10 protein-coding genes and 1 pseudogene are annotated in these 10913 nt (G+C 62.0%); 9 read left to right on the forward strand and 2 right to left on the reverse strand.

Features of this window, described 5'->3' with window-relative positions; genetic code table 11:
* Window positions 1–3: 3 nt before the first annotated feature.
* The 5 genes from X739_RS1000000170065 to X739_RS1000000169555 all read left to right on the forward strand — a co-directional run bounded on the left by X739_RS1000000170065 (window position 4) and on the right by X739_RS1000000169555 (window position 4144).
* Entirely contained in the window at window positions 4–1836 is a 1833-nt protein-coding gene (locus tag X739_RS1000000170065) for a hypothetical protein (RefSeq protein ID WP_023795790.1), read from the forward strand.
* Window positions 1833–2261 carry a hypothetical protein gene (locus tag X739_RS140935; protein WP_023774084.1) on the forward strand — a complete coding sequence of 143 codons (429 nt, stop codon included), beginning with the start codon at window positions 1833–1835 and terminating at the stop codon, window positions 2259–2261. Before X739_RS1000000170065 ends, X739_RS140935 begins: the two co-directional genes overlap by 4 nt.
* A gap of 99 nt (window positions 2262–2360) precedes the next feature.
* Window positions 2361–2852, forward strand: coding sequence for a hypothetical protein (locus X739_RS0135410; RefSeq protein ID WP_023774085.1), 492 nt, complete (start codon window positions 2361–2363; stop codon window positions 2850–2852).
* Between the two features lie 628 nt (window positions 2853–3480).
* Window positions 3481–4050 (forward strand): hypothetical protein, encoded by a 570-nt coding sequence (locus tag X739_RS140930; RefSeq protein ID WP_023774087.1) that lies wholly within the window; start codon window positions 3481–3483, stop codon window positions 4048–4050.
* The gene (locus X739_RS1000000169555; protein WP_156939972.1) at window positions 4004–4144 is read left to right on the forward strand and encodes a hypothetical protein; all 141 of its coding nucleotides are present in this window, start codon (window positions 4004–4006) and stop codon (window positions 4142–4144) included. The genes X739_RS140930 and X739_RS1000000169555 overlap by 47 nt, the downstream gene beginning before the upstream one ends.
* A gap of 117 nt (window positions 4145–4261) precedes the next feature.
* Here the strand turns inward: X739_RS1000000169555 and X739_RS140925 are convergent, their stop codons facing one another.
* Window positions 4262–4882 carry a methyltransferase domain-containing protein gene (locus tag X739_RS140925; RefSeq protein WP_023795791.1) on the reverse strand — a complete coding sequence of 207 codons (621 nt, stop codon included), beginning with the start codon at window positions 4880–4882 and terminating at the stop codon, window positions 4262–4264.
* A gap of 269 nt (window positions 4883–5151) precedes the next feature.
* Between X739_RS140925 and X739_RS140920 the strand changes: the two genes are divergently transcribed.
* The 4 genes from X739_RS140920 (at window position 5152) to X739_RS140910 (ending at window position 10565) form a co-directional block, all read left to right on the forward strand.
* The gene (locus X739_RS140920) at window positions 5152–6927 is read left to right on the forward strand and encodes a portal protein (protein ID WP_051410631.1); all 1776 of its coding nucleotides are present in this window, start codon (window positions 5152–5154) and stop codon (window positions 6925–6927) included.
* Window positions 6924–7244 carry a hypothetical protein gene (locus X739_RS140915; protein WP_023774091.1) on the forward strand — a complete coding sequence of 107 codons (321 nt, stop codon included), beginning with the start codon at window positions 6924–6926 and terminating at the stop codon, window positions 7242–7244. The genes X739_RS140920 and X739_RS140915 overlap by 4 nt, the downstream gene beginning before the upstream one ends.
* Before the next feature lie 241 nt (window positions 7245–7485).
* Window positions 7486–10095, forward strand: a complete 2610-nt coding sequence (locus X739_RS1000000170070; RefSeq protein ID WP_023795793.1) for an HNH endonuclease signature motif containing protein — start codon at window positions 7486–7488, stop codon at window positions 10093–10095.
* Window positions 10092–10565, forward strand: coding sequence for a hypothetical protein (locus tag X739_RS140910; RefSeq protein ID WP_023774094.1), 474 nt, complete (start codon window positions 10092–10094; stop codon window positions 10563–10565). Before X739_RS1000000170070 ends, X739_RS140910 begins: the two co-directional genes overlap by 4 nt.
* A gap of 167 nt (window positions 10566–10732) precedes the next feature.
* Here X739_RS140910 and X739_RS140905 read toward each other — a convergent pair.
* Window positions 10733–10913, reverse strand: a pseudogene (locus X739_RS140905) (hypothetical protein); the annotation flags it as partial.

Here is a 10913-nt window from a genome sequence, read left to right on the forward strand (position 1 = left end):
CGCATGGCGGCACGGCAGCTCCAGCGGCGCAAGGATTATGAACAGGCCGAGGTCGACACGGCACTGAAGACCAGCGCCATCGCTATCGGCAACGCCAATCCCGACGACCCCGTCACCTTCGAAGCGGCGCGCCAGCAAGGGCTCGACCTGATCGACAAGATGGGGGTCGATCCCGCCATCCGGCAGCAAATGGTCAAGGACTGGTACAGCACCGCCGCCAAGGCTCGGTTCGAGGCGCTGATCGCCAGGGACCCGCAGCGGGCATTGGAGATTTTCGGTGTCCGGACCGCCGCCGGCAGCGATGCAATCGGCGATGCGGCGCAAACCGACGGCAGTTCCGGGAAAAGCAATCGCGTCGGCAAGCAGATGCCTGACGAATACGTTGCGGGGGCGTTCGAGGCCAGTGCGGCTTCGGTGCCTGATCCAACGGCAATCAAGCCGGTAACCGACGATCTCGCCGACCTATCTCTCCGTGAAGTGCAGCGGCTGATCAGCCAAGCCCACGCCGCGAATGCGGCCCAACTGATCGAGGCGCGCACCAACATCGCTCTCGCTTCGCAGAACGCCCCGGACGCAATCGCCGAAACGGGCAACTATTCCGGCAAAGTGCCCAGTGCCCCGGACTTCGCCGCTGTTTATGGCGCCGAGGAGGGCGGCAAGCAATACCACGACTTTAGCTTGAAGATGGATGTCGGCCGTCAAGCCTTCGGCATGCGAGTCATGCCCAACCAGGCGATCCGCGCAGCGCTGCGCGATGCTGAGCCAGGGCCGGACAGTTCGCAGGACGAGCAGACACGGTATCAGGTCACGGCTGCTGCGGCGCTCAAGACACTAGGCACGAGGCAGGCGGACCCTGCTGGCTATGTCCGCGCGGTCTTTCCCAATGTCGGCGCCGCGTGGAAAGCGGCAACGAGTTCAGACGGCAAGTCAGCAAGCAGCGACCCGGAAGCCTACAGACGGGCCATCGCCGTCTCTGTAGCAGCTCAGAGGCAATTGGGCGTCGAGACCCCTCAACCCCTGCCCAGAGCCACCGTCCAAATCTTTGCCGATACCTTCAGCGCCGACGACAAGTCGCAGGCTGAGAAGGACATCATCCTGCGTGATCTTCTGGCAGCAGCGCCCGATCCGGGCGCCCGCGAGGCTTTATCTCAGCAGTTGAAACGAGCCGGCCTTTCTCGTGCGGCGCAAATCGATCCGATCACCACTGCGTCGACGGAGCAAGGACAGCTCCCAACGGGGCACCGAGGCGAATCCCGGTCTGCATTCCAACAGGCCGTCGACGACTTCGGCAACTATCTTAGCGAGGGTTTCGAGGCCTTGGGCAGGGCTCCGGCTGGCCTCGGGGAGATTCTCCGGGATGTGCGTGACGATCCGTTGGACGCCATTGACAAAATGCCGGTTACTCCTGGCTCGGGATTGGCCGCCGAAGGGGCTGCAGGCCTTCGATGGATAGGCGCCAATCTCCTCAAGGGCGGGAAGATCGCCGACGAAGTGATCGAGCCGGCTCTAAAGGTTTTCTCCAAAAATTATCGAAAGGCTTTCTTTAAAGCATATCCCGAGTTGGCGGGAGCCGTCATTGTCCACCACCGAGTCGAGCAGAAAGTGCTTACGACATACATTGCAGTTATAACCAAAGAGATGATGCACTCGCTTGAAAATCTCCGCGGGATACCAAAGGAGTTGAATTCCACGTTGCATCTGAGTACCATCCGGCGTGAATGGGATGCATTCTACAGGCGGAATCCAACGACCACTTTACGGAAATTGCTTGAGAAAGCTGACGAAATAGATGATAAATATGGTCACCTTTTCAATCCACCAATAGGTAAGAAATGAAATATTATTATCTGGAACCAGAGGTTTCTGGTGGCTTCGGTGACAATATCATTATCGACCCAAGCGTCCATCCTCCTCTCATAAGTCGTTTACATTTTGAATTTGATGGTTGGTTGGGCGATAGCATGGTGGCGTCGTTTCCATGCTTCCTCGTCACTGAAGACGTCAAAGCGGTGATCCTAAAAGGTAGTTTTTCTGGTGTAACATTCGACGATGTCGAAGTGACTACATCTGAGCTATTCGATGAGATGCAACCGGATCAGAAGCTCCCGCCGTTCGTATGGCTGAAACCGAACGGAGACGCCGGCCGTGATGACTTCGGAATCGCGGAAGACTTACGCCTTGTCGTTTCCGAGCGCGTTCTCGATGCTCTCAAGCCATTCGGGATCTCGAACGCATTGATTGAACCTTTCGAAGGGTCTTGATGCCCTTGGTCTTGGAGTTCTGACGCTTATAGGCGCTGAAACCCTAGGGCGAATGGCTGCCTTTCGCCCGGCCGCCGTGAGACGCTGGAAGGCGCCGGTGTGGCGCTCGCCAAGCAATCTGCCGCGCATGGGCTGAATATGCTGCCCGGCCACGCGCGCTTTGCCGACCTAAAGCCCGATGTCGCAGGTGGAATAGGTCGTGGCACCATCATGGACACGAGCGTTCATCCCCCTGATGGAAGCAAACTCATCTACCAGATGGAAGGATGGTTCGGCGATGTTATCATAACCACCTTCCCGTGCTTTCTTGTCGTGTCTCAAGCCAAACAGGCCCTGCAGAACATCGGCTCTTCGGGTGCGAGCTTCGCCCATGTCGAAATCACGAAGTCAGATGACTTTCTGGAACTGCAACCCGCCGTGGAACTCCCGCAGTTCGTATGGTTGAAGGTGAGTGGAAAGGCAGGTCATGATGATTTCGGCATTGCTGGCGATCTGCGCCTGGTTATATCGGAACGTGTACTAGATATACTCGACCACCTTGGTATTCCATCCGCAACGGTTGAGCCCTACGACGGCCGGTGGACGCTTTAGTTCGCGCCGAAGTAATTGCGCTTTCGACGCGAGTATCGAATGGAGTGTATGGCTGAAGGTGAACGGGAAGGCTGGCCACGATTTCGGAATAGCCAAGGACTATCAGCTTGTCGTTTCCGAACGGGTTCTCGATCCCGTTCGTCGCCATGCATCGCTCTAAACGTGCACCGAAATGCCCATCCTCTTGATGAATTCAAAGACAGAGTCAGCAGACACCAGGGCTATCGCTACGATCAGCGAGATCCAGAAAAAAGTCATGAGGAACGCCGCGGTTATCCGAGCGTCCTGTGTTCCCTTGCGGGGAAACACTGCTCTCCAGGTCCAAAGAAATATCCGCCACAAATCCAGCAGAGCGGGGGCGGTCTCGTCACGAGGACTATTGAGACGAAAATTCTAAACCCGTGGTCAAATGCAGTCCGCGGATTCTCCAGTCTTCGCCAGACGATCGCGCCGGTCATTGCCAACAGCACCATCCGTACCGACAACGACAGTAGTGCTCTGCAGAGGCTAAGAAGCCGCTGCCTCCGGTCGCTGTGCCATTGTACGTTGTCAGGAAATCTTGAAAACACTCTCTCCCCCTGGCTCGACTGTTAGCAGGTTGCGGAGCGAGTAGAAATGAAGCAGCGCGATGACGGTTCGAATTATCGGAGCCACGCTGCGCGATCTCTCCTATATCGCCGCCAATCTGCGCCCCGAGGACCGCGACGAGATCGACTGCCAGCTTGACCAGTGGTCGCCGGCGCTGCTGGCGCTGACCGCTTTGCAGGGCTTTGCCTATGTCGCCGAGCTCGACGGCAATCCGGAGGCAGGCTTTGGCGCGGCCGAGCAGCGCGGCGGGCTATGGGTCGCCTGGAGCTGGGGCACGCGCCGCATGAAGCGCTGCGTGCCCGGCATTACCGCACACTTTCATGCCGTGCTTGGGCCGCAAGTTGCGGCGCGCGGCGCCTGGCGGGTCGAGGCGCGGGCACTGGCCGCAAATCAGCTGGCGCTGCGCTGGCTTGGCCGGCTTGGTGCCGAGCAACGCTGCCTGCTGCCGGGTTACGGCAAGAACGGCGAAGATTTCTTCCTCTACGACTGGACAAGAGAAGGCTGGAACCATGTGTCTGTTTCAAAAACCACCGGAACTGAAGCCGCTGCCGCCGGCGCCGACCGTGCAGGACAAGGATATGCAGGCGCGAGAGGCGGCCCTGCGGGCTGAACTCGAGCAGCGCCAGGGCACCGCCGGCACCATCAAGACCGACCTTTCGCCGAGCGATCTCGGCGGCCAGCGCCGCGTGCTCCTGGGGGTATGACATGACCGCGATGAAGCGCAGTTTCCGCAAGCGCGTGCTGGACTGGTGGTACTGGCGCCGGCGCGCAAGGCTGGCGAAGCGGCGGTGATGCAACCGCTATCCCCGTGGGGAGACCGGCTAGTTGGCCTTCCTCGCGAACGCCCACACCATCACCGGATATTCATCGTCGTTGCTGAGATCGCGCCACAGGCCATAGGCGCGCACGGGGCCGCCTATGTGGGCGCGGGCGCAAGCCTTGTTGCCCCAGCCGTGGACCTTGACATTGGCTTCGGGGAAGCCGCCCTCGACCATCAATTGCTTCAGGCCGGCGGGGGTCCATCTGTTGTAGTCGTGCGGCCGCGCGTGGACCCGAAACAGGAAGGGCGTCGCCACCATCGCCCAGCCGCCGGGACGGGTCATGGCATGGATGTTGCGCACCGCGGCTTGCGGGCGCTTGACATGTTCCAGTACCTGGTCGGCGATGACGATGGAATATTCTTCCTCCGTGCGATCCTTGCAGATGTCGAAGGCGGGGAAATCGACCGAGCGGTAGTTCGGGCACATCGCCCGCCAGTATCGGTTCCAGCCGGGCGAAATCTCGATCACGTCCGAGGCCTTGCGGTTTCCCGCTTCGAGGAAAAGGCTGAACGCCTCGATCTGGCGGATGCGCAGCCAGTTGCGGCTGTCATAGCCAAGCAGCCGCTTGGCCGCCTGCTTGCCGCGGTTTTTCAGGGTGCCGGCAAGGCTCGTCGTCGTCACATCGACCTCCTTCTGCCCGCCGCGAAACGCTCGTAGCACCACCAAGTGGGCAAAAGATGACATGAGTTTTTAAAGGGGAGGTTGGCGCGAGCTACCCCTCTCCGCCCTGCCGGGCATCTCCCCTCAAGGGGGGAGATCGAATGTCACCACCGCTTTCTCAAATCGCAGATGTCAGGATGTGCACGCTGCGAAGCGGCTGATCTCCCCGCTTGAGGGGGAGATGGCGCTGATCTCTCCAACCATCTTTTCCAGATATGCCGGAGGCACTCATGACCGATTCCCGCGCCCGCGATATTCTTTCGCGCCAATCCGAGCTCGAGACCGAACGCAGCCAGTACGAGGCGGTGTGGGAGCAGGTGGCGGAGTTCTGCGATCCCGATGCCCCCGACATCTGGAACGGCCGGCGCGGTGGCGGGCTGGATTCGCAAGCCGAGCGGCAGGAGCGGCGTGGTAGCCGCGTCTACGCCAACACCATCAACTCGGCCGCCAACCGGCTGGCCGCGGGGCTCGAAAGCCTGATCATCCCGCAATCGGAAAAATGGCATGGCCTGTCGACCGCCGCCATGAACGACGAGGAGACCGACGAGGAAAAGGAATGGGCCGAAAGCCTTCGCGATTTCCTGTTCTCGCTGCGCTACTCCGCCAATTCCAATTTCGTGCCGGCCACGCAGGCCTGCCTGCGCAATGTCGTGCGCTATGGCCCGGCCTATCTCTATGCCGAGGAAGGGTTCGGCGGCACGCTGATCCGCTATGCCTCGATCCCCGTGGTCGAAGGCTATCTCTCGCGCAACCGCTGGGGCCAGGTCGACATCTTTCATCGCCGCTACGAGCGCACGGCGCGGCAGGCCGCACAGCTGCTCGGCTACGAAAAACTGCCGGCGCGCATCAAGGTGCTGGTCGACGATCCGGCCAAGTGCGAGGAAAAGATCTCGCTGATCCAGTGCATCCAGCCGCGCGAGGAGCGCAAGATGTACGGCCAGGGCGGCGGTTCCCGGTATCTCGAGATGGCGTTTGCCTCCTACCATGTCATCGAGGACGAGGAGGAGATCGTCAGGGAAAGCGGCTTCCGCAGTTTCCCTATCTCAACCTTCAACTGGCGCCGCTACGAGGGCGATCCCTATGGCGTCTCGCCGGCCATCGAGGCGCTGACGACTGTGCGTGAGGAAAACGCCGTGCGCCGCTCCGGCCTGCGCGCGCTGCAGCAGATCACCGATCCGGCGACCGCCTCGAAGGCCAGGCTCGACTATGTCCCGGTGCTCAACCCCGGCGAGAATTATCCGGGCCTGATCGACGACAATGGCAGGCCGCTGATCCAGCCGATCGCCACCGGGCAGAACCCGACCTACGCCTTCAACTACGCCCAGAGCCGCGCCGACGAGATCCGCGACATGATGTTCGTCAATCTGTTTCAGACGCTGGTGCAGAACCCGCAGATGACGGCGACCGAGGCGTTGATCCGCCAGGAGGAGAAGGGCGCGCTGCTCGGTCCCTCCGGCTCGATCATCCAGGCTGGCTTCGCCAGCAATCTCGACCGCGAGCTCGGCATTCTCGAAGACAAGGGCCTCTATGACGAGGACAGCCGCTTCGTGCCGCCGGAGAGCCTGGCCGGCAAGGCGGTGCGGCCGACCTTCACCGGCCCCCTCGACGTGCTGCGCCGCTCGGCCGAGGCGCGCGACACCATCCAGTTGGTGACCACGGCCATGCAGATGGCGCAGTTCGACCCGGGCGTGATGGACAACATCGACAGCGACGAGGCGATCAAGATCGTGCAGAGCGCGGGCCGCAGCCCGCAACGCATCTTCCGCCGCAAGGAGGAGGTCGACGGTCTGCGCGATGCCCGCGCCAAGGCACAGACAGCGCAGGCCGGCGTGGCTGCGATCGCCACCGCCGGCAAGGCCGCCAAGGATGCTGTGCCGGCCACCGTACAGGCGCGCGACAGCGGCCTGCTCGATGGGCTGCAGGCGATGATGCAAGGCGGTGGTCATGCCGCGCCGGCTGCCGACGCCTCCGTCCAGGACGCGATGCCGGCGGGNGGCCGCGCATGAGCCGCAAGCGTTTCGCCCACGCGGCGCAAAATGGCGGCCCCTCCAGGGCGCGCGAAGCGTTGGCCAAGGCCTATCTCCGGGTCTTTTCCGGCGAGGACGGCGAGATGGTGCTGGCCGATCTCGCGGCGACGGTCGGCTATTACAGGCGCCCGTCCTACGGCGAGTGGATGGCGCGGACAAGGACACCCGCCGGCTTCGAACTCCACAGCGCGCTCAGCAATGCGCGCGCCGAAGTGGTGCAGCATATCATGGGCTTCCTGACGCTGGACGAAGCGCAGCTCGCGGCCCTGGAGAAGGCGGCGCGGGCGGAAGGGTAGGCGGCGTCCGCCAAGCTGCCAATCCCCCCTCTTGGGGAGATGTCCGGCAGGACAGTGGGGCGCTGCCCCGCCGACTGTATCACGCGAGCACCCTAACAGCAGTCCGAATACTCCGTACGCGACCCTCCGTCGTCCAGGCTCCAGCCGAAAACCCACCACCCGCGCTCCCGAACAGACTGCCGTCCCGGCGGTCCGTCGCTGCGTGCGCGCCTCTCAAAGCCAGCCGAGCAGGGAACAGCCAATGGTCCACATCATCCCCCTTTCGGTTGGCCAGCGCCGGCTCGATACCGGCAATGCGCCGCAATATCCGCAGGGGTCGCCAGTCGGCGGCGCCATGCAGGGTCAGGGCGATGGCCTCTCCGCTCTCGCCGAGCACTACCGGCAAATGACGGAGCGGCAGGAGGCGTTCGACGCCGAACTGGCGCGCCGCCGCTTCAACGGCCAGATCGCGCAGGCGGAAGACGAGGCGACGGCCAACGCGCCGCCCGACGGTGGCGGGTTGCACGAGGCCATGTACGGCCTGGTCGACCCGCGCAATGGACGGGCGGTCAAATCAGGCCTGTTCGACACGCTGTTCGACGCTGCCTTGCCTGGTATGCCCGAGACCCAGCGTGCCACCTTCGCCGGGCAGAAGGAGGCGATGCGGGCGACAGGTTCGCTGCGCATGGCGCGGCGGCAGCTTCAGCGGCGCGACGACTACGAGCTGGCCGAGTGGACCAAGGTCGACACCATGTCGACCGCCGCCATCGCAAATGGCGACCCGAACGACACCGCGAACTTCGAGGCGATTCGGCAGAGCGGCTTCGACCTGATCGCCAAGATCGGCAATCCGCTTATCAGGCAAACGGCTGAAGCGGCGTGGCGCACCAACACAGCCAAGGCGCTGGTCCAGGCCATGATCGCCCAGGACCCGAAGCGTGCCGCCGAGATGTTGGGTCAGACGCTAGCTGGAAGCCGGACCAAGGACGATACGGTGGGGGCGGTCGCCTCCGCGTCCACCGCGATGGCCGCGAAGGGCGTTGGCAAATTCACGCCGGATGCAGAGGAAGCGGTTGGCGCAGCGAGCGAGCCAGATCGCGATACGGCCCTCGAAGTCATCACCTACCTAAAACCTGGCGATATCGCTGCGCTGAAGGACCAGGCCAACATCGCCACCGCAGCCCGAATGGTCGATGCTCGTGCGAAGGTGCAGCTCGAGGAGCAAAATGCGCCGGCTGTCATCGCTGCCACCGGCAGATACCCCGAGGAGCAGCCGACCGCGCAGGACTTCGTCGATGTCTACGGCGCGGACGAAGGCGCCAAGCATTTCGAGGATTTCACGACAACGGCTGGCGTCGCCAGTGCGGTCTTCGATATGCGCGGTGCGCCGAACCAAGCGATACACGCTCAGCTCCGGGACTTTGAGCCCGGTCCCAGCGGCTCGCAGGAAGAGCGGGCGCGATATGAAACAAAGGCTGGCGCTGCACAATTCGTTTTGGGCGCTAGGCGGGCCGACCCCGCCGCCTATGTCAGTCAAATGTTCCCGGGCCGGCATTCCGACTGGAACAATATCACAACTCCCGAGGACTATTCGGCTGCGATCACCTGGGTGGTTGCAGCCCAGCAGGAGATGGGCTTCGACAAGATACTGCCGTTGCCTTGGTCCGCCGCCGAAAGCCTTGCTGCGAAATTCATCGACCCAAGCGTGCCGTGGCCGCAGCGCCAGACAGATCTAAGCGCGATTTTCCTGGCAGTCCGCGATCAGCCCTTGCGGGATGAGATGGCCAGGCAATTGTACAAGTCCGGCTTGCCTCGGCTTCGGCAGAATGCGGCAACCGATCCTGACCTGACTCCGGCAGACATCGAGGCCCGAAAGGACGCTCTGGCGGTCGGTCTCTTGACCGTCGCGTCGCATCCGGCTCAGGCACAGTACAACGCTGCTCCGTTCTGGCTGCAACCTCTTCAGGCCACCGATGACGTGGTCCGGCTGATGGCCAAAGGCATCTCTTTTGGTCACGCAGACAAAGCCGCAGCCGGCCTCAATTCGCTTTTCTCGGACAAGAGCTATGAGGAATTGCTCGCCGCCGAACGGACGGCGACGGAAGATGCCGAAGACCGGGCAGGCTCGGCAGCCCTGCCGGCGGAACTTCTGGGTGGCGCCATCGCCGGACATGGTCTGGTGGATTCCGGTATTACGCTCACCGGTAGGCTGGGCACCGCCGCCTTGGATGGGCTGACCGGTCTGGCCGCTCGAACCGCCGTGGCTAGCGGTGAGGGCGCCTTATACGGCGCAGCGTACGCGCACGGTGCGGACGAGGACATGCTGAGCGCCGCCGCCGCCGGTGCGCTTTGGGGTGCCGGCGGCAATATCCTTGGCGAAGGGCTCAGCGCGATCCGCAGGCAGGTGACGGCAAGGCTCACCGGCTCGTTGGAACGCTCGACGGCATCCGAACTGGCGGGCAGCGGACCCGCTAGCGAGGCAGCCGACGTACCACAAAATGGAGGCGCTCCGACAGCGACAGAAGCCGGGCCGTTCGAGAGTTCTGCCACTCCAGAAAAACCACCCGCCAAGATTACTGACGAGGACGATCTAAAGCTTGTTCCGACCAAGCGCACCATGACGAGCAGAGCTCTTCGCAAGGAATGGGAAGTTTTGCATCGTCGACCGTGGCCTAAAGATCCCAAGACGGGTCGAAATATGGACGTCTCCCATGAGAAAGCTCTGGCCGACGGTGGGCTTGACCACGTATCGAATATCAGGCCTCGTACCAGGGAAGATCACATAAGGCACCACACGGAAGCCGGTGATTTTAAACGTTGGGCTAAGAGACGATGGCTGAAGCAGAAAATGAGTAGTGGAGGCATAATGTGAACGAAATTACGCCGGATCTCAGTAAAGTAAGCCGCTTGCCCCTTGCGGCTGGCGATCCCGACGCGGATGACAATCTTGACGCAGCTCATCTTGAGGCTCGTCAATATCTTATGTCTTTTGGCTGGGGGAAGAACATAAAGGCCGAGTATTTCGGGTATGGTGTTGAAGGGATAGTCTACATTTTTCTCTTCGAGATTGCATCCGGAAAACCAGACGTGCCCCAATGGGTATGGGTGATCGTCGGTGATGTACCTCCAGCCTACATGCCCGGCGACGACATCGGAACCCCGTTTGAAGCGCTAGATGGATATATAGGCGCGATGGAGGATTGGGTTGAAGCCGCGCGCCAGGGGAAGTCGGTTGCGGATCTGATCCCTGTTAATGTTCCGGCTACTCCCGCCAACGCGGAAATGCTGGGTAGTCGCCTCAAATTTCTCGACGAGAGAGTTTTGCCATTACTTGAAGAGTGATGCTTCGCCTTTGTGAGCCAGATCGTCCAGCTTCACCGCCGCGGCTGCCGCGGTTTATCAACAGGCATGCCGTTCCTCATCTTGCGAAAAAATGTCGCCGGGATTTGAAGTGGGGCCTTCTAGTCTAGGCGGCCCGGCAAAGTGTCAACCCTGCCGGGGCGCCGCGTTCAATAATTGCCGTTGTAATAGCGGTCGTCGCAAGGCGCGGTGTAGATGCGGCCGTAGCGGTCCTGGTAGCGGCAGAGCTGGTCCTCGCGGCGCTGAGGCGTAGTGGCGGAGCCAACGACGGCGCCCAGCAGCGCGCCGCTGGCCGCGCCGATGACCGTGCTCTTGGTGTTGCCGCCGATC

This window comes from Mesorhizobium sp. LNHC209A00, assembly GCF_000502915.1.
GTDB lineage: Bacteria > Pseudomonadota > Alphaproteobacteria > Rhizobiales > Rhizobiaceae > Mesorhizobium.